Here is an 18,439-nt window from a genome sequence, read left to right on the forward strand (position 1 = left end):
GGGGCGCACACTGGAGGCACGCACGGGGCGGGAGGGACAGGGAGACGCCGTTGAAGACGCTCGGCCACTGGCTCGTCTCCCCGTGGCGGCGCTCGGCCGTCGCCGCGGTCGCGGGCGCCCTGCCCGTACTGGCCTTCCCAGCGCCGTCCCTGTGGTGGTTCGCCTACGTCGCGCTGGTGCCGTGGATCGCGTTGGCACGCACCGCGCCCACCGGGCGGCGTGCCGCGTTCGACGGCTGGTGGGGCGGGTTCGGCTTCATGCTCGCGATGCACCACTGGCTGCTGCCGAACCTGCATGTGTTCACGTTCGTCCTCGCGACCCTGCTCGGCGCGCTGTGGGCGCCCTGGGGATGGCTGGTGCGACGGCTGCTGGGCGGGGTGCCGTCGCGGGGACGGATCGCGGCCGCGCTGGTCGTGCTGCCGTCGGCCTGGCTGGCCGCCGAGCTGGTCCGTTCCTGGGAGGCGCTGGGCGGCCCGTGGGGCGTGCTCGGTGCGAGTCAGTGGCAGGTGCCGGCGGCGCTGCGGCTGGCGTCGGTCGGCGGGGTATGGCTGCTCAGCTTCCTGGTGGTGCTGCTGAACGTCGCCGTGGCCGTGCTGTTCGTGGTGCGGCAGGCGAGGATGCCGGCCGTGGCCGGTCTGGTCGCCGTGGGCGTGGTCACGTCCGTCGCCTGGGTGGGAGCGCCTGTCGCGCGGGTCGACGGCCGGACGAGGATCGCGGTCGTCCAGCCGGGCGTCGTCTCCGGGCCGGACAGCGCGGACCGGCGCTTCGACCGTGAGGAGCGGCTCACCCGCCGGCTCGCGGGCCAACGCGTCGACCTGGTCGTCTGGGGCGAGAGCAGCGTCGGATTCGACCTCGGCGCCCGGCCCGACCTGGCGCGGCGGCTCGCCGCGCTGTCCCGCACGACGGGCGCCGAGATCCTGGTCAACGTGGACGCGCGGCGCTCCGACCGGCCCGGCATTTACAAGAGTTCGGTGCTGGTCGGCCCCGACGGTCTCACCGGGGACCGGTACGACAAGATGCGCCTGGTTCCGTTCGGGGAGTACATCCCGGCCCGCTCCCTGCTGGGCTGGGCGACGTCCGTGGGCAAGGCGGCGGGCGAGGACCGCAGGCGCGGTACCGAACAGGTGGTGATGGACGTGGGCGGCGGGCTGCGGATCGGCCCGATGGTGTGCTTCGAGTCCGCGTTCCCGGACATGAGCCGGAATCTGGCCGAGGACGGCGCCGATGTGCTGGTCGCCCAGTCGTCGACGTCGACGTTCCAGCAGAGCTGGGCGCCCCGGCAGCACGCCTCGCTCGCCGCGCTGCGCGCCGCCGAGACAGGGCGGTCGATGGTGCACGCGACCCTGACCGGTGTCTCCGCCGTCCACGGCCCGGACGGCAAACGGGTCGGCCCGTGGCTCGGCACGGACGCGAGCACCGCGCGGGTGTACGACGTCCCGCTCGCCCACGGCAGCACGCTCTACGTCCGCTTCGGCGACTGGCCGCTGCACGCGGCGCTGCTGGTCCTGGCCGTGTGGGGGGCCACCGAGGGCGTACGGACCGTGCGGCTCAGGCGGCGGCCCGCTCCCGCACCTCACGCACCACACGCTCGCACAGCTCATGGGTCGCCAGCGCGTCCCGGGCACTGAGCGTCCTGCCCTCGCCGACCGCGTCGAGGAAGGCGAGCACCGCCTGCTCGATTCCGCGCTGACGCGCCACCGGCACCCAGTCGCCCCGCCGGTGCACGGTGGGCCGGCCGGTGTGGTCGATCACCTCGGCGAGGTTGACGACCTGCCGCTTGGTGTCCTGGCCGGAGACCTCGAGGATCTCCTCGGCCGAGCCGCTGAGCCTGTTCATCACGCCGAGGGCGGTGAAGCCGTCCCCGGCGAGCTGGAGCACCACGTGGTGCAGCAGCCCGTCCTCGGTACGGGCCCGCACGGTCACGTCGTCGACCGGGCCGGGAACCAAGAAGCGCAGGGTGTCGACGACGTGGATGAAGTCGTCGAGGATCATCGTGCGCGCTTCCTCCGGCAGCCCGGTCCGGTTCTTCTGCAGCAGGATCAGCTCGCGCGGGTGGTCGGCGCACTGCGCGTAGCCGGGGGCGAAGCGCCGGTTGAAGCCGACGGCGAGGCTCGTCCCCCGCTCCTCGGCGAGGGCCACGAGGCGCGCGGAGTCGGCGAGTTCGTAGGCGAGCGGCTTGTCGACGTACGTCGGTACGCCCGCCTCGAGCAGCCGGGTCACGATCTCCGGGTGAACCTGGGTCGGGGCGTGCACGAAAGCGGCGTCGAGGTCTTGGGCGAGCAGGGCGTCGAGGTCGGCGTGCCGCTGTCCGGGCGGCAGGTGGAGGCCGTCGGCGACGCGGGTGAGCGTCGCGGGGGTGCGGGTCTGCAGGTGCAGTTCCACACCGGGCCGGGTGGCGAGCACCGGAAGGTAGGCCTTCTGCGCGATGTCGCCGAGTCCGATGCAGCCGACCTTCACGGGGTGTTCTCCTCCAGGGGTTGCCTGTCACGGGCATGGGCACGGCCGCGGTCACTGACTCCGCCACCGCCGTGATCGTCACAGCCGTGATCACTGTCGTGGTTCTGCCCCGAAGGATACGGCGTCCGATGTCGGCGGCCGCCAGGAGGCGACCTCGTCGAAGCTTCGCAGGAGCAGTGCCGGGACGGTCCTCGAGAGCACGCTGATCGCGGTGTCGCGTACGGCGATCCCGGCACGGTTGGTCATCAGGTTGAGGCGGGCCGCCTGCACTGCCCGACGGGCGATGCCGGTCGTGCGGGGCAGCCGCTCGGCGGTGTACGTGGTCAGGTCACCGGCGTGGTGGGCGAGGGTGACCGCGTCCTCGACGGCCTGGTTTCCCCCCTGGCCCAGGGTGGGCGGCATCGCGTGCGCGGCGTCACCGACCAGGGCGACCCGGCCGTGGTGGTAGGCGGGCAGCGGCTCGGTGATGTGGTGGACGTCGTGCCGCAGCACGTCCTCGGGCCGGGCGGCGGCCAGCACGGCGGGGATCGGGTCGTGCCAGTCCCCGTAGCGGCGCAGCAGTTCGGCACGCTCGTCGTCGGCGGCGTGTTCCCCGGCGGGGGCCAGGGCGGCGGCGTACGCGTAGACACGGCCGTCCTTGAGCGGGTGCGTGCCCCAGAGACGGCCCGGACCCCAGGTCTCGTGCGAGGCGAACCGCACGCCGGGCAGCGGGACCACCATCCGCCAGGTGGTGAAGCCGGAGTACACCGGCCCGGGGTGGTGCGGGAAGAGCGCGTGGCGCACGGCGGAGTGGATGCCGTCGGCGGCCACCACCAGGTCGGCCTCGAGTTCGCCGTCGGCGGTGCCCACTCGGGCGGGCCGGGCCGGGTCGTCGGGGTCTCCCGGATCGACGAGGTGCGCGGCGGCGGCCGTGCGGACGGTGTCCGCCGGGAGCCGTCCGGCCAAGTGGTCGATGAGAGTGGCGCGGTGGAGCAGGACGAGGGGTCCGCCGAAGCGCTCGGCCGTGGCGTCCGCGCCGGTCCGGGCGAGCCAGCGCCCGCCCGGTGCGCGCAGTCCCCCGTCGCCCTGCCAGGCGGACAGGGCGCGGATGTCGTCGCCGAGCCCGATGACGTCCAGTGCGCGCAGCGCGTTGGGGGCGAGGGAGAGGGCGGAGCCGACCGGCTCCAGGGAGCCGGACCGCTCCAGCACGGTCACCCTCGTCCCGCGCCGGTGCAGGGCGGCCGCCGCGGTCAGGCCGCCGATCCCTCCTCCGATCACGACGGCCCGCTTCGCCTGTGCCTGCGCCATGGCTCCTCCTCGGTTCCCGGTCGGCCGGCTCCCGCGCACTCCGTCACTACATCTGTAGTGACCACCGAGGCCGACTGTACTACAGCCGTAGTGAAGCGGGTAGTTTGACCATCATGCCCGTACGCACCGCACGCACCACAGGCGCTTCCCGCGCCGACCTCGTCGCCGACGCCGCCCTCGCCCTGCTCGCCGGGCGCGGGATGCGCGGCCTCACCCACCGGGCGGTCGACGAGGCGGCCGGGCTCCCCCAGGGGTCCACCTCGAACGTGGCGCGCACCCGGCAGGCGCTGCTGGAACTGGCGGTGCGGCGGCTCGCCGAGCGGGAGGCGCGGGTCCTCGGACTGCACGAGATGCCGGACCCGCGGGCCGGGGCGGGCTCGCTGACCGACGCGATGGCGCTGGCCACCCACCGCGCCCTGTCCCGGAACCGCGAACTGACCCTCGCCCGCTACGAACTGGCCCTGGAGGCCACCCGCCGCCCCGAGCTGCGGGCCCACTTCGACGCGGCCGGCGCCCAGTTCCGCGAGCTGCTCACCGGCCTGGTCACCGGGCTCGGCTCCACGGACCCGGACCGGCACTCGCTGTCGCTGATCGCCTGGGCGGACGGGCTGATGTTCTCCTGTGTAGCCGGCTCGTTCAGCGCGCGTGTGCCCACCCTGGAGGAGGTGCGGGCGAGTCTGGGAGAGCTGCTGGACGGAATGCTCGCCACCCGACGAGCGACTGACGGCTGAAAAGCTCTGGCCGCGGACTTCCACGACCGGAAAGGATGCGGGCATGACGACCCGACGCCACGAACCCGCCATGGACGCCGCCGACCGCCCCATGCTGGAGGGCTGGCTCGATTACCACCGCCGGACCCTCGCCCACAAGTGCGAGGACCTGACCGACGAACAACTGCGCACCGCTTCGGTGCCGCCGTCCGAGCTGTCCCTGATGGGGCTGGCACGGCACATGGCGGACGTCGAGCGCGGCTGGTACCGCAGGGTACTCGCGGGCGAGGACGCCGACCCGCTCCATTACAGCGAGGCCGACCCGGACGGCGAGTTCCACCTCACCGGGACGGAGACCTGGCAGGAGGTGTACACCACCTGGCAGGCCGAGATCGAGATCGCCCGGCGCAACGCGGCCGGCTTCGGTCTGGACGACCTGGCCAAGGGGCGGCACCGGTTCGGCGAACGGATCACCCTGCGCTGGATCCACACCCACATGATCGAGGAGTACGCGCGCCACAACGGCCACGCCGACCTGATCCGCGAGCGGCTCGACGGCACCACCGGCGACTGACGGAGGCACCGGACCGGCCGGGTGCGCCCCTGATCGCGGTGCACCCGCCCCTCCGTTCCCCGACCAGGGCCGACCGCGCGTCACCCTCGGCACCCCCATGCCCCCCGTACGGGGTCGGAGATCACCCTTGCGGGGCATCCTCCGCCCGTCCTCCGGCCTGCGAGCAGCCGGAGGGAGCAGAGTGACGTGGGTGCATCGAAAGACGACCAGAGCAGCACTGCTGGTGACCATGGCGGTCTCCGCTCTCGCGGGCTGCGTGACGGTTCAGCGTCCCCCCGCACCCGGCCCGCCCGTGGGCGCGGCCCGGTTGTCGGAGTCCCGCCCGGACGCCCGGACGCGGCAGGCCGTCCAGGCGCCTGCGCGCGAGGCCCTGGAGATGATCGCTCCGTCGCGTCCCACGAAGTCACCCGCGTCCCCCTCGCACCGTGCCACCCCCACGGCACCCTCACCGAAGAAAGCCGCGCCGCTGGACGACCGGAACCCATGGCCGGCCCCCGGCGGCCCGGCCGACGGCGGGGCCGCCTCATCCCGGACACCCGCTGCGGAGGTTTCCAAGGCCGCGGATGCGGTCCGCCGCGACCTGCGCGGACGGGCGGAGGTCTGCGACCTGGGCAGGGAGTACGGCCGCTGGCCTGCGGACAGCCCGGAGGCGGCCATCTGTGAGGAGACCTACGGGCGTTGACCCTCGCAGTCGCATGGAGATCCGAGCCTGCCCTGCCCTACGGACGCTGCCTCGGCGGCCCCCACCCCCCGGTCGGCCCGCTCTCCTCCTCCAGTCGGATCTCCATGCGCCGGATGGCGGCCCGGACCCTGTCGCCGTAGGTGTCGGCGGCGAGGACGCGGGCGGCGCCGCGGGCCCGGTGGAGGTGGGTGCGGGCGGCGTCGGGGCGGGCGAGCCGGGCGTAGTCGGCGGCGAGGTTGAGGTGCAGGGAGGGGTAGAGGGCACGCACCGCGGGCATGCCCTCGTACCCGGCGGAGCGGTCACCGGCGGCTTCGCCCTCGGCCTCGTTCGCTGCCGCCAACGCCCTCAGGTCCCAGGCGAGTTCGTCCTCCGGGTCGTCCTGGGTGTCGGCCAGGTAGTGGGCGAGCGTGCAGCGCTGCAGGGCGTCGCCGTGGACGCCGATCTCCGCCCACAGCCCGAGGAGACGGTGCCTCGCCTCCTCCCGGTCCCCCGCGTGATGCAGCATCACGACCTGCCCGATCCGCGTCAGTACGGAATCCGGCGCCGCCTGCTCCTGTCCGTCCGCCACCACGCCCTCCGTACCGCTCGCCGGATCGTCGCTGCCGACGCTACGGCAGGCGGGGACGATCCGGGACGAACCGCTCCGCGACGCACCGGACCGCCCCTGCCCCCGGGACCCGGGCGCTCCCCGGACCGGCGGACGTCAGCCCAGGTTCGGGATGGTCCAGTCGATCGGCTCGTGGCCCTGCGCCGCCACCGCCTCGTTGATCTGCGTGAACGGACGGGAGCCGAAGAACTTCTTCGCCGACAGCGGCGACGGGTGCGCCCCCTTGACCACCGCATGGCGGCTCTCGTCGATCAGCGGCAGCTTCTTCTGCGCGTAGTTGCCCCACAGGACGAACACCGCCGGGTCGGGCCGGTCGGCCACGGCGCGGATGACCGCGTCGGTGAACCGCTCCCAGCCACGCCCCTTGTGCGAGTTGGCCTCGCCGCCGCGCACCGTGAGCACCGCGTTGAGCAGCAGCACGCCCTGTTCGGCCCACGGCATCAGATAGCCGTTGTCCGGGGCGGGCGTGCCCAGATCCGCGTGCATCTCCTTGTAGATGTTCCGCAGCGACGGCGGGATCCGCACGCCGGGACGCACCGAGAAGCACAGCCCGTGCCCCTGGCCCTCGCCGTGGTAAGGGTCCTGACCGAGGATCAGGACCTTCACCTTGTCGTACGGCGTCGCGTCGAGCGCGGCGAAGACCTCCTCGCGGGGCGGGTGGACGGGGCCCTTCGCCCGCTCTTCCTCGACGAACTCGGTCAGCTCCTTGAAATAGGGCTGCTGCAGCTCGCCCCCCAGAACCCCGCGCCAGGACTCGGGCAGCATGGCGGTGTCGGTCACGTCAACGTCCTCACGATTGCGGTCGCTTCCAAGTCTCAGAACCTACAGGCGACCACTGACAATCCGCTCCCTGGACCGTCTACCAGCTGGTCTTGCGGGAAAGCAGCCACATCATCATGATCGTCGACGGGTCCAGCGCGCGCTCCGTGCCCGAGATGTCCCGGCTCGACGCGACGTACTGCCGGCCCTGCCACAGCGGCAGCAGCCGCGCGTCGTCCACGAGGATCCGCTGGGCGTCCTCGAAGTCCTTCACGACGTTGCCGCGGTCGCTCTCCCGGCGGGACCGGGGCAGCAGGACGTTGCTGATCTCGCGCGCCTCGTAGGGCGTGCCGAGCGCGTTCTGCTTGCCGACGAACGGGGCGATGAAGTTGTCGGCGTCCGGGAAGTCGGGGGACCAGCCGCGCCCGAACACCGGGTACTCGCCCTTCTGGTAACCCTCGACGTACGTATTCCAGGGACGGCTCTCGAGGGTGATCTCGAACAGCCCGGAAGCCTCCAGCTGGTGCTCCAGCTCCTGGAACTCCAGCTTGGTCTCGGAGCCGTAGCGGTCCGTGGTGTACCAGAGGGTGAGCGGCACCGGCTCGGTGATGCCCGCCTCGGCGAGGATCCGCCGGGCCTTGTCGACGCTGGGGTCGCCGTAGTCGTCGAAGAAGCCGGTGGTGTGGCCGGTCAGCCCCTTGGGGACCATCGAGTACAGCGGATCGACGGTGTCCCGGTAGACCTTGTGCGCGATCGCGCTCCGGTCGATGACCTGGGCGATGGCCTGACGCACCGGCTTCTTGCCCGCCCAGGGGTCCTTCGGGTTGAACACCAGGTAGTTGATGCTGGTGCTGGTGCCCTCCACCAGCTTGATCTCCTTCTCCTTGGAGACCCTGCCCTGGAATTCGACGACGTCGTCCGCGGCGAGACCTCGGTAGGTGAGGTCGACCTGCTTCTCCCGCAGCGACTTGACCATCTCGGCGGAGTCCTGGAAGTAGCGGATCGTCACGGCACTGTTCTGCCGCTCGGCGTAGCCCTTGTACTGCTCGTTGCGGACGAGCCGGGCCTCCTTGCCCTCGTCGTACGACTGGAGGTCGTAGGGCCCGGAGCCGACGATGCCGGAGTCCTCGCGCAGGGCGTCGGCCGGGTAGGCCTTCGGGGAGACGATCGACAGAGCCGGCGTGGCGAGCACGAACGGGAACGTCGCGTCGGGCTTGTTGAGGTGGAAGACCACTTCGCGGCCGCTCGGCGCCTGCACCCGTTCGAGGCTGCCCAGCAGACCGGCCGGACCGCCGTTGACGTTGATCTTGCGGATACGGTCGACGGAGTACTTGACCGCCTTGGCGTCGAGCGTGCTGCCGTCGGAGAACTTCAGCCCCTCACGCAGTTCGCAGCGGAACACCTGGTGGGATTCGTCGGAGAACTCGCAGCTCTCGGCGGCGTCCGGCTGGGGCGTGCTCGCGCCGACCGGGTAGCTCAGCAGCGTCTGGTAGATGTTGCGGAACAGCTCCCAGGAGCTGTCCCAGGAGGCGGCGGGGTCGAGGGTGCTCGGCGAGCTGGTGGTCCCCACGACGATCGGCTTCCCGTCGCCCGAAGCGTCGGACGTCAGCACACCGCAGCCGGTGGCCAAGGACGATATCGACGCGATGGCCGCCACCCCTCGCAGGCATCGGTTCCGCTTGAACACGCGCACGCTCCTCGATCTGCCGTCCCAAGAGTCGGCAGACGATACCTCGGTATTCCGCTCCCGCACCCTCCTTCGCGCACTTGTTGAGATCAACTCGTTGTAGATCATGTTGTCACTCTGCGTTGACTACGTTGTCATCGGTCCACCCGTCTTCGAAAACACCGGTACGGGCGCCGTTTCGTCAACGGACGCCCGTACCGGAATCCTTGTGGCCCGCACCATGACGACTCAGCGCACGCGGGCTCCCCCACGTGCCGGCGCACCGCGCGCCGGCACACGGCATGCCGGGCTCAGCTCACACCGGCGTTCAGGAGGATGCCGCCGTCGACCACCAGGGTCTGGCCGGTGACCCAGTCCGACTGGTCCGAGGTGAGGAACGCGGCGGCCCCGCCGATGTCGGACGGCACACCGAGCCGGCCCAGCGGGTAGGACGCGACGACCTCCTCCTCCCGGCCCTCGTACAGCGCCTGGGCGAACTTGGTCTTCACCACCGCCGGGGCGATCGCGTTGACCCGTACCGACGGCGCGAACTCGTTCGCCAGCTGTCCGGTCAGGTTGATCAGCGCCGCCTTGCTCACGCCGTACGCGGCGATGAAGGGCGAGGGCGCGACGCCCGCGAGGGAGGCGATGTTCACGATCGCCCCGCCGTTGTCCTTCTGCCAGGCGTGCCAGGTCCGCTGGGCGAAGCCGAGCGCCGAGATCACGTTGGTCTCGAACACCTTGCGCGCCACGTTCAGGTCGAGGTCGGCGATCGGCCCGAACACCGGGTTGGTGCCGGCGTTGTTGACGAGGAAGTCGACCCGGCCGAAGGCCTCCATCGTGCGCTCGACGGCGACGGCCTGATGCTCCTCGTCGTGCGCCTTGCCGGCGACGCCGATGACACGGTCGGCGCCGAGCTTCTCGACGGCCTCCTTGAGGGTGTCCTCGTTGCGGCCGGTGATGCAGACGCGGTCGCCGCGCGCCACCAGCGCCTCGGCGACGCCGAGCCCGATGCCGCGGCTGGCCCCGGTGACCAGGGCGACCTTGCCCGAGAGTTCCACTGAAGTCATGTTCCCTGTCCCCTAGTCGTGCCTTGTCGTCCCAGGGGCCCGCCGATGAGCGGTCCCCTGGCCGTCCCGGGCCGCGCAGCACGGTCGTCCGCGAGCTCGAGCGGTCCCGGATCGCGGCGTTCCTCAGTCGAGCGGTCCGCCCGCCACGTACAGCACCTGGCCGGAGACGAATCCGGCGGCCTCACCGGTGAAGAAGGCGATGGCGTTGGCGATGTCCTCCGGCTCGCCGACCCGGGCCACCGGGATCTGGGTGGCCGCGGCGGCCTTGAAGTCCTCGAAACCCATCCCCACGCGGTCGGCGGTGGCCTTGGTCATCTCGGTGGCGATGAAGCCGGGGGCGACGGAGTTGGCGGTCACGCCGAACTTGCCGAGTTCCTTGGCGAGGGTCTTGGTGAAGCCCTGCAGGCCCGCCTTGGCGGCGGAGTAGTTGACCTGGCCCCGGTTGCCGAGCGCGGAGGAGGAGGACAGGTTGACGATGCGGCCGAAGCCGGCGTCCACCATGTGCTTCTGGCAGGCCTTCGCCATCAGGAAGGCACCGCGCAGGTGCACGTTCATCACCGTGTCCCAGTCCGAGGCGCTCATCTTGAAGAGCAGGTTGTCGCGCAGCACGCCCGCGTTGTTGACCAGGATGGTCGGCGCGCCGAGCTCCTCGGCGATCCTGGCGACGGCGGCCTCGACCTGCGCCTCGTCCGAGACGTCGCAGCCGACCGCCAGCGCCCTGCCGCCGGCCGTGGTGATCTTCTCGACGGTGTCCTTGCAGGCTCCCTCGTCGAGGTCGATCACGGCGACCACGCGTCCCTCGGCGGCCAGTCGCACGGCGGTGGCGGCGCCGATACCGCGCGCGGCACCGGTGACGACGGCGACCCGCTGCTGCTCAGTGGTGGACATCGCTGCTTCTCCTCGACCTTGGGATGCGGCTCCTGCGACCCGCCCAGATGGGTGAGCGACCGCTTAGTACCTTCAGTAGACGTGACGCTAGAAGCCCTGGCACCCGGTGTCAACGGTCCACCCTGCTGTGTGATCCATCCCCCTGCCCGCCAGGCCCCGGACAAACCGTGTCCGCCCGGTTCCGTCGCCTGCCGGGGTCCCGCGCCCATCACCCGATCGGCCCACGGCTGCGCGCCCCGGCACGGGGGCGCGCCTAGCGTCGGAGCGCGAGCCACTCGTGGCCGGAAAGGAGGCGCGTCATGCGCCGACGCACCGGTGCCCTGGGCATACTCGTCGCGCTCGCCGCGACACTGCCGATGGCCCACACCGCTCACGCCCAGGACCTGGACTGCGCGGACTTCACCTACCAGGAGGAAGCGCAGGCCCTGTTCAACCTGGACCGAAGTGATCCCAACCGACTCGACGAGGACCAGGGCCCCGACGACAACGTCGCCTGCGAGGCGCTTCCCCGCCGTGACGGCTCCCTCACCTCCTCCACCAGCGCTCCCCGTCCGACGGCCACCACCACCGCACCCGCCCCACCCGCGACTCCCCTCGCGTCGACGGCGGTCACCGCGGTGGCCGCCCCCGCCACGATCGCGCCGACACGCGGTGTGGAGGGCGGACTGGGCGGCTCGTCGGCCACCGGACCGAGCAACTGGGACACGGGAATCGGCCTGGCCTTCGCGGCCGGCGCCCTCGCCACGACCGGTTACCTGGTGAAGCGTCGTCGCAGCTGACGCGCGAGCCGACACCCGTACCTCCGTACGCCGCCCCGCTCCCGAACACCTGTGAGCGGCGGGCCGCCGCAGCCTCCTGCTGCGGCGGCCCGCCGTGGTGGTTCGCCGTGCAGGCCCGTCGGGTCAGCGCACGAGCAGGTCGAGCAGCCGCTGTACCTCGGCCGCCGGATCGGCGGTGAGCCCGGTGTGCACGGGACCGGGCTGGACGATGGTGGAGCGCGGGGCGATCAGCCAGCGGAAGCGCCGGCCGGCGTCGTCGCCGGCGGCCGGCCCCGCCGCGTCCCCGCCCGCGCACACTCCCTCGACGGCGCGCAGCGCGGCCCGGACGCCGGCCAGGTCCACGTGCGGGTCGAGTGCCAGCAGCCGGGACGCGTCGAGGTGGGTGCCGGCCCCGACGAACGCCTCGTGACGGCAGTACACGAGCACCCCGGCGTTGACGCACTCGCCCCGTTCGACCCGCGGCACGACCCGCAGCAGCGCGTACTCGAAGACATGCCGGCCGGTCCGGTCGCTGCGGTCGCTCACTGGTTCTCCTTCTCCCCTATGCCGTGGACGCGCTCGTGGACGGTGGCCGCGCGGGCGAGCAGGGCGCGCGCGTAGGCCCGCCGGAGCTCGTCCGGCGTGTCGAATCCTGGTTCGCCGGCCAGCCACACGTCGGGGATCTCCGCGGTGACCTCGGCGAGCAGGTCCGCGGTGACGTGCGGCGCGAGTTCCGCCGCCGCGGCGGCCACGTCCGGCCCGAAGGTCTTCAGGACGTGGTCGGAGGCGTCGTAGGGCCGGGCGACGGAACGCTCCACGCCGGGCCAGTTGTGGTGCCAGATCATGGTCGCGCCGTGGTCGATGAGCCAGAGTTCACCGCGTCGGCGGAGCAGGTTGGGGTTGCGCCAGGAACGGTCGACGTTGTTCACCAGCGCGTCGAACCAGACGACCCGCCCGGCCTCCTCGGGGCTCACCTCGAAGGCGAGCGGGTCGAAGCCGAGCGCGCCGGAGAGGAACTCCATGCCCAGGTTGGTGCCCCCGCTGGACTTGAGGAGTTCCTGAACCTGTTCGTCCGGCTCGCCCAGCCCCAGGACCGGATCGAGTTCGACCGTCGCCAGGCGCGGCACCCGGAACCCCAGCCGTCGGGCGAGTTCCCCGCAGACGACCTCGGCGACGAGCGTCTTGCGGCCCTGTCCCGCACCGGTGAACTTCAGGACATAGGTGCCGAGGTCGTCGGCCTCGATCAGCCCCGGCAGCGAACCGCCCTCGCGCAGGGGCGTGATGTAGCGGGTCGCGGTGACCTCGGTCAGCATTTCGCCAGGCTACGCGATCCCTTGGCCTTGCAATCCATGACCTCCCCAAGACCCCCGCGTTCCAGGGAATCGGCCACGATCAGCCCTGGGGAGAATCCGGGGAGTTTCGGCCGGCACACTGATCTCCCGGCTCCCCGAGCAGTCCGTCGATCATCGTGCGCCCCTTGCTCCCGGCCTCCGGCATGAAGTGAGCGTGGTAACCGAGCGTGACGGCCGGCGAGGAGTGCCCGAGTCACCGCGCCAACGTCACCATGGACTCCCCCGCCTCCAGCATGATCGAGGCATAGGTGTGCCGCAGTACGTGGAAGCCGTCCTTCGGCGCCGCCTCCCACTGCCACTGCTTCGTATCCTTGGCGCGCGGCGGAATGATCCCGGCCTCGGCGAGCGCGGGCTTCCAGGTGCAGGTGTTCCACGTGTTCACGGCGACGGCGTTGCTGAAGCGCGTGGTGAGCACGAGGGAGAACTTCCTTGTTGGCCCGTCCGGCCTCAGCCTCCCCCAGGGAAGCTCCACCTCCACCGGTGGGAACACCTCAGATTCCGAGTTACCGGGTTTCACCTGTTGGCATCTCGCGATGGGCGATCTCACGCACTTGCCTCAAGACTGGCCGACGTTCCCCGAGACGTCCACCAGCGAAGGAGGGGGCAGTGGCTCTGACCGAAGAGCAGGAGATCAAGGTCCCAGGACTGCTCAGCCGATTCGTCCGGCTGCAGTCGGGCGTGAAGGCGCACTATTCGACCTCAGGTGAGGCCGGCCCGGCTGTCGTGCTGCTGCACGGCGGCATCCCCGGTTCATCGGGTTCCGCAGGCTTCCGCTACATGGCCCCGTTCCTCGGCGCGCATGGCTTCCGCGTTTATTGCCCCGATTTCCCCGGGTTCGGCCTGACCGAGGATCCAGGTCGCTTCTACGCCTACGGGCAAGGCGGACAGGTCGACTACCTGCAGGACTTCGTCAACGCGGTCGCGCTGGACACGTTCTGCCTGGGCGGCAACTCGATGGGCTGCCAGACAAGCGTCAACTACGTCGTGGCGCACCCCGAGCGAGTGGAGCGGTTCGCCGTCATCGCCGGCATGATCGGCGACCTGGTCACCCGCGACGAGATGCGTGCCGTCGACAACCGCGCCAAGCAGGGCCCGCTGCCCGGCAGCGGCGGAACCTACGACGGCACCGAGACCATGATGCGCGCCATGATCGAGTCCATGGTCGTCGACCCCTCCGGTGTCACCGACGAGCTCGTCAGCATGCGCACCGCGGCCGCCAACCGCAACCGCGACTACTACGACCTCAACATGGGCCGGGTGCTGCGGCCCACCGACCCGAACGAGCTGATCCGGCTCACCACCAAGGGGCGCCTGGACAAGGCGACGATCCCGGGCATCGCGATGTTCGGCGACAAGGACGTCCTGTACGCCGTCGAGGCGGCGCACCTTCAGGAGGACGCCCTGCCGAACGTCCAGTTCTTCTACCCCGAGAACACCGGTCACCAGGGTCAGACCGACCGCCCGGAACTGCACCACCAGGTGTTCCTGGAGTTCTTCCGCGACGGCAAGGTCTCCTGGGAGACCGCCCGGGCCGCGGGCATCTCCACGCGCCGCCCACCGAACCCCGATCTCGTCGGCATCCCGACCGACGCCCCCTTCACCAACTGATCCACGAAGCGACCGGAACCTGCTCCGTCATCGTGGATCAGACCGGACCGGCACCGATGAGCCATCGACCACCAAGGAGACCGTCATGACCACGCCGACCGGAGCCACTGTTCGTGCGCACCACCGCACCTCGCTGGTTGACCGGGCCCGGGAGATCGCCCCCGTCGTCGCGAAATACGCGGCCGACAACGACGCCCATCGTGTGGTGGCCGCCGAGGCCGTCCAGGCCATGGTCGACTGCGGACTGACGCGAGCCCTCCAGCCGGCCCGGTACGGCGGCGAGGAGGCGCACCCGGCCGAGTTCGTCGAGGCCGTCATCGAGGTCGCCAAGTCCTGCACGTCGACCGGCTGGGTTCTGATGCTGCTCGGCGTGCACAACTGGGAGGTCTCGCACATGACCGAGCAGCTGCAGGACGAGCTGTTCGGTGACGACCCGACGACCCTGCTGTCCTCCTCGTACGCGCCCCACGGCACCGCCACCCCCGTCGAGGGCGGCTACATCCTCAACGGTTCGTGGAAGTCCTCCTCGGGCGTCACCCACGCGTCGTGGGTCATCCTCGGCGCCAGCGTGGAGGTCGACGGCAAGCCGCTGATGCACAACTTCGTCGTGCCGCTGGCCGAGGGACGGATCATCGACGACTGGTTCGTGCTGGGCATGCGGGGGACCGGGTCCCGTTCCGTCGAGCTCGACCAGGTCTTTGTCCCCGCGCACCGGGCGCTCGACCGCCAGATTCTGCTGGCCCAGGCCGGTCCCGGTCTGAAGAAGAACGACGGCCCGCTGTACCGCGTGCCACAGGGCTACCTCTACAACCTCGTCGCCGGCGCGCCCGCGCTGGGCGCGGGCTGGGCGTTCTACGAGGAGTACGTCGACCAGCTGAAGAAGTTCACGCGCCGCTTCGACAACGCGAAGCTGAGCGAGGACCGGGTCGAACTGCTGCGTACGAACGACGTGCGGGTGCGCCTCGACGACCAGCAGAAGGTCGCCCTGCGGATCCTCGACGAGGGCTACCGTCTCGCCGAACTGGGCCAGGTGCCGGGCGACCTCGAGGCCGCGCGGGGGATCTACGACGCCGCACGCACCGCCGAAGCCGCGCTGTACGTCGCCCAGCAGCTGATGCCCACCATGTCGGCGCGGGTGGTGCACGAGCTCAACCCGTTGTCGCGGCTGTACCGGGATCTGATCGTGGCCCGTCAGCACTTCACCCAGAACACCGACTTCGCCGCCGCCACCGCGGCCAACCTCGAGATGGGCAACCCGGCGGCCGCCACCTTCCTGCTCAGCGACGCCGAACGCACTGCGGCCGTCGACCGTTCGAAGCGGCTCTATGGCTGACCCTGCCAAGGCAGGCCCGGCTCGCGAGGACTCCCTGGCGTCGGCGCTGAGGCACCGCCCCTTCGTGCAGTTCTGGCTGGGGGCCTTCCTGGCCAGCGCGGGCGGCTGGTTCCAGTCGCTGTCGATACCGTTCGTCCTCCTCCAGCTCACCGGGAGCGCCTTCTGGGTCGGTCTCGCGACCGCGGCGCAGTTCGTCCCGATCATGGTGCTGGGGCCGTGGGCGGGCGTGGCGGCCGACAGGCTGGACCGCCGCCGGCTGGTCATGGTCACGCAGCTGGCCCGTTCGCTGGTGGCGCTGGCCATGTGCGTGTGCTGGTGGTCGGGCCGGCACGACCCGCTGCTGCTCGTGGGCCTCGCGGTGCTGACGGGGTGCGCCCAGGGCATCTCGATGCCGAGCTGGCAGGCGCTGGTCAACGACTACGTGCCGCGTGAGGCGCTCGACTCGGCCGCGTCGCTGAACACCATCCAGTTCAACCTCGCCCGCTCGCTGGGCCCTGCCGTGGCGGGTCTGGTGCTGTTCTGGGTGGGCCCGGCGGTCGCCTTCTTCGTCAGCTTCGTGATGGTGCTCGTGGTCGTGGTGGTCCTGCTGGTCACCGAACCGGTCAACCCACAGCCGCGACGAGCCCGCAAGGATCGCGTCGCGGACGGTGGTTTCCGTGAGGCGTTGCGCTACACCTGGGGTTCCCCGGGGGTGATGACGGCCCTGACGGTCGTCTTCCTGGTGGGCAGCCTCGGCATGCCGATCTTCCAACACGTGATCACCTTCGCGGAACAGGTGTTCGACTCCGGTGCGCTCGGCGTGGCCCTCCTCAACCTGGGTCTCGGTGCCGGAACCCTGGCGGGTGTGCCCGTGCTGGGCCGCATGCTGCGGATCATGAGGCGTTCGACCGTCGTGGCGATCGCGATGTGCGGCTACGGCATCACCTTCGCCGTCTTCGGGCTGGCCCCCAGCCTCCTGACCGCGACCCTCGCCACCGTCGGTGTCGGTGTCTTCTTCCTTCTCGCCCTGTCCGTCGGACAGAACACCATACAGATGCTGGTCGCCGACCAGGTGCGCGGACGGGTGCTGTCCATCAACGTCATCGTCTACACCGGCTCCGTCTCCCTGGGGGCCGCCGCCCAGGGCGGAATCGGGGACTGGCTCGGCCTGAGGACGACCGTGCTCGGTGCCGCCGCGCTCCTCGTCCTGGCCGCCGCCCTCCTGGCCGTGGGCTCCCATCGCCTGAGCCTGCACCACCTCGACGGCTCCCGGGACGAGTCGTACGTCTCCGTCACGCCGGAGCCGGCTTCCTCCAGCGTCTCCTCAGGCGCTTCGACCGCTCACGAAAGGACAAGAAACGATGCCTCCTGACGCCTCCCTGCTGTCCACGTCCGCCCCCGAGGCCATCGACCCCCAGGTCATGAGGCAGGTGCTGGGCAACTACCCCACCGGGGTCGTCGTCGTCACCGGACGCGCGCCCGACGGCACACTTCTCGGGATGGTGGTGGGAACGTTCAGCTCCGTGTCGATGGAGCCGCCGCTGGTCTCGTTCATGCCGATGAAGACGTCGCGGACCTTCACCGCACTGCGCGAGTGCGCGTCCTTCTGTGTCAACATCCTGGCCGCCGACCAGAGCGACGTGTGCGGGTCGTTCATGCGGCCCCCGGAGGAGAAGTTCCGCGGCCTGCGGTGGCGCGCCGCGCCCAACGGCGCTCCCGTCATCGAGGGCGTGACCGCCTGGATCGAATGCACCTGGGCCGATGTCATCGAGGTGGGCGACCACTACTTCGTGCTCGGCGCCATCCAGTCGCTCGCCGCCGAGCGCGACTGTCTGCCGCTGCTGTTCTTCCAGCGTGGGTACGGCCGCTTCACGCCGGGCCTGCTGATGACCTCCGACCACCGTTCCCTCGCCGCGGCCGTCGGCGTCGCCGAACGCGGTCGCCTGGAGCTGGAGCGGCTGGCCTCGGAGCTGGGCGCGGAGGTGAGCCTGCTCGCACCGCTCGGCGACGAGTTCGCGTTCGTGGCCACGGCCGGCTCCTCCGGCGGAACCACCTCGCCCCCTCCCGGAACCCGGCTGCCCTTCGCGCCGCCCCTGGGAATGCTGTTGGTCGGGCATCCCGGGGCTCCCTCGGCCGGGCAATGGCTCGACCGTGTGCCGGCTTCGGCACCACAGGTGCGGGAGGCCGCCGCCGTCCAACTGCGCCGGACCCAGGAGCGCGGCTGGTCCCTGACCCTGCACGGTCCGCTCGCGACCGCACTGCTCGACGAGCTCGTCGACGCGTTCAGCGAGCCGACACGTACCCCGGACAACGAACGGCGTCTGCTGGAGGCGCTGCGCCGGATGACGGCGTTCCACGAGCCGGAGCAGATCGTGCCCGACCGGTCGTACAGCGTTCTGCAGGTGTCGGTGCCGGTCTGCGACGCTGATGGGAACGTTGTTCTCGTCCTGCGCCTGTCCGGGCTCCCGGGAAGCTCCTCAGGGGCCGAAATCATCGCCTTCGTCGACCGGCTACGCCTGTCCGCGAGGGCCATCGAACGGACATTGCCCCCCGTTTTGTGACAGCGGCCACCTGGTGGCACAGCAGGATCGAGCCAACCACTGTGGTACAGCCAACGTGTGGCCTCACTTCACCTCGCGGGAAGGTGACCGTCTTATCGATCGCGTCTCGGCCGCCTGGTGATCCAGGTCCGGGACGCGACCGGAGAAG

19 protein-coding genes are annotated in these 18,439 nt (G+C 71.1%); 9 read left to right on the top strand and 10 right to left on the bottom strand.

Annotated elements, in window-relative coordinates; genetic code table 11:
• Nucleotides 1-50: 50 nt before the first annotated feature.
• Entirely contained in the window at nucleotides 51-1,628 is a 1,578-nt protein-coding gene (gene lnt / locus OHB56_RS07500; RefSeq protein ID WP_406352312.1) for an apolipoprotein N-acyltransferase, read from the top strand.
• Here lnt and OHB56_RS07505 read toward each other — a convergent pair.
• Together OHB56_RS07505 and OHB56_RS07510 are read right to left on the bottom strand one after the other, a co-directional pair.
• Nucleotides 1,549-2,457: a Gfo/Idh/MocA family protein gene (locus OHB56_RS07505; protein ID WP_406352314.1), complete on the bottom strand. Its 909-nt coding sequence runs from the start codon at nucleotides 2,455-2,457 to the stop codon at nucleotides 1,549-1,551. The two genes, lnt and OHB56_RS07505, sit on opposite strands and share 80 nt — an antisense overlap.
• Nucleotides 2,458-2,547: 90 nt before the next feature.
• Nucleotides 2,548-3,744, bottom strand: a complete 1,197-nt coding sequence (locus tag OHB56_RS07510; protein WP_406352316.1) for an FAD-dependent monooxygenase — start codon at nucleotides 3,742-3,744, stop codon at nucleotides 2,548-2,550.
• A 113-nt stretch (nucleotides 3,745-3,857) separates the two neighbouring features.
• On the opposite strand from OHB56_RS07510, the gene OHB56_RS07515 reads away from it, so the two are divergent.
• From OHB56_RS07515 to OHB56_RS07525, 3 genes are all read left to right on the top strand, one after another.
• Nucleotides 3,858-4,475, top strand: coding sequence for a TetR/AcrR family transcriptional regulator (locus tag OHB56_RS07515; RefSeq protein ID WP_406352318.1), 618 nt, complete (start codon nucleotides 3,858-3,860; stop codon nucleotides 4,473-4,475).
• A gap of 43 nt (nucleotides 4,476-4,518) precedes the next feature.
• Complete coding sequence (locus tag OHB56_RS07520; RefSeq protein WP_326751557.1) at nucleotides 4,519-5,028, top strand: DinB family protein; 510 nt, start codon at nucleotides 4,519-4,521, stop codon at nucleotides 5,026-5,028.
• A gap of 190 nt (nucleotides 5,029-5,218) precedes the next feature.
• Nucleotides 5,219-5,710, top strand: coding sequence for a hypothetical protein (locus OHB56_RS07525; RefSeq protein ID WP_326751558.1), 492 nt, complete (start codon nucleotides 5,219-5,221; stop codon nucleotides 5,708-5,710).
• A 37-nt stretch (nucleotides 5,711-5,747) separates the two neighbouring features.
• Here OHB56_RS07525 and OHB56_RS07530 read toward each other — a convergent pair whose 3' ends face one another.
• From OHB56_RS07530 to fabG, 5 genes are all read right to left on the bottom strand, one after another.
• Nucleotides 5,748-6,278 carry a hypothetical protein gene (locus OHB56_RS07530; RefSeq protein WP_326751559.1) on the bottom strand — a complete coding sequence of 177 codons (531 nt, stop codon included), beginning with the start codon at nucleotides 6,276-6,278 and terminating at the stop codon, nucleotides 5,748-5,750.
• A 135-nt stretch (nucleotides 6,279-6,413) separates the two neighbouring features.
• Nucleotides 6,414-7,097 (bottom strand): uracil-DNA glycosylase, encoded by a 684-nt coding sequence (locus tag OHB56_RS07535; RefSeq protein WP_388638386.1) that lies wholly within the window; start codon nucleotides 7,095-7,097, stop codon nucleotides 6,414-6,416.
• A gap of 79 nt (nucleotides 7,098-7,176) precedes the next feature.
• Nucleotides 7,177-8,763 (bottom strand): ABC transporter substrate-binding protein, encoded by a 1,587-nt coding sequence (locus OHB56_RS07540; protein ID WP_406352320.1) that lies wholly within the window; start codon nucleotides 8,761-8,763, stop codon nucleotides 7,177-7,179.
• Nucleotides 8,764-9,053: 290 nt separating this feature from the next.
• Nucleotides 9,054-9,812 (bottom strand): SDR family oxidoreductase, encoded by a 759-nt coding sequence (locus OHB56_RS07545; protein ID WP_406352322.1) that lies wholly within the window; start codon nucleotides 9,810-9,812, stop codon nucleotides 9,054-9,056.
• A gap of 123 nt (nucleotides 9,813-9,935) precedes the next feature.
• A complete protein-coding gene (gene fabG / locus OHB56_RS07550) occupies nucleotides 9,936-10,700 on the bottom strand; it encodes a 3-oxoacyl-ACP reductase FabG (RefSeq protein ID WP_406352324.1) in 765 nt (254 codons plus the stop codon).
• Nucleotides 10,701-10,999: 299 nt separating this feature from the next.
• On the opposite strand from fabG, the gene OHB56_RS07555 reads away from it, so the two are divergent.
• A complete protein-coding gene (locus tag OHB56_RS07555; protein ID WP_326751563.1) occupies nucleotides 11,000-11,479 on the top strand; it encodes an excalibur calcium-binding protein in 480 nt (159 codons plus the stop codon).
• A 123-nt stretch (nucleotides 11,480-11,602) separates the two neighbouring features.
• Here OHB56_RS07555 and OHB56_RS07560 read toward each other — a convergent pair whose 3' ends face one another.
• From OHB56_RS07560 to OHB56_RS07570, 3 genes are all read right to left on the bottom strand, one after another.
• Nucleotides 11,603-12,004, bottom strand: a complete 402-nt coding sequence (locus OHB56_RS07560) for a DUF3037 domain-containing protein (RefSeq protein WP_406352325.1) — start codon at nucleotides 12,002-12,004, stop codon at nucleotides 11,603-11,605.
• A complete protein-coding gene (locus OHB56_RS07565) occupies nucleotides 12,001-12,771 on the bottom strand; it encodes a HipA family kinase (protein ID WP_326751565.1) in 771 nt (256 codons plus the stop codon). Before OHB56_RS07565 ends, OHB56_RS07560 begins: the two co-directional genes overlap by 4 nt.
• Nucleotides 12,772-13,003: 232 nt before the next feature.
• Nucleotides 13,004-13,225, bottom strand: coding sequence for a hypothetical protein (locus OHB56_RS07570; RefSeq protein ID WP_406352327.1), 222 nt, complete (start codon nucleotides 13,223-13,225; stop codon nucleotides 13,004-13,006).
• A 191-nt stretch (nucleotides 13,226-13,416) separates the two neighbouring features.
• Here OHB56_RS07570 and OHB56_RS07575 point away from each other — a divergent pair, with 191 nt between their 5' ends.
• From OHB56_RS07575 to OHB56_RS07590, 4 genes are all read left to right on the top strand, one after another.
• Nucleotides 13,417-14,418 (top strand): alpha/beta fold hydrolase, encoded by a 1,002-nt coding sequence (locus tag OHB56_RS07575; RefSeq protein ID WP_406352329.1) that lies wholly within the window; start codon nucleotides 13,417-13,419, stop codon nucleotides 14,416-14,418.
• Between the two features lie 85 nt (nucleotides 14,419-14,503).
• Complete coding sequence (locus OHB56_RS07580) at nucleotides 14,504-15,751, top strand: acyl-CoA dehydrogenase family protein (RefSeq protein ID WP_406352331.1); 1,248 nt, start codon at nucleotides 14,504-14,506, stop codon at nucleotides 15,749-15,751.
• Nucleotides 15,744-17,102, top strand: a complete 1,359-nt coding sequence (locus tag OHB56_RS07585) for an MFS transporter (protein WP_406352333.1) — start codon at nucleotides 15,744-15,746, stop codon at nucleotides 17,100-17,102. The genes OHB56_RS07580 and OHB56_RS07585 overlap by 8 nt, the downstream gene beginning before the upstream one ends.
• Nucleotides 17,092-18,291, top strand: coding sequence for a flavin reductase (locus tag OHB56_RS07590; RefSeq protein WP_406352335.1), 1,200 nt, complete (start codon nucleotides 17,092-17,094; stop codon nucleotides 18,289-18,291). The genes OHB56_RS07585 and OHB56_RS07590 overlap by 11 nt, the downstream gene beginning before the upstream one ends.
• The last annotated feature ends 148 nt before the right edge of the window (nucleotides 18,292-18,439 follow it).

This window comes from Streptomyces sp. NBC_01635 (assembly GCF_045209715.1).
Taxonomy (GTDB): Bacteria; Actinomycetota; Actinomycetes; order Streptomycetales; family Streptomycetaceae; genus Streptomyces; species Streptomyces hirsutus.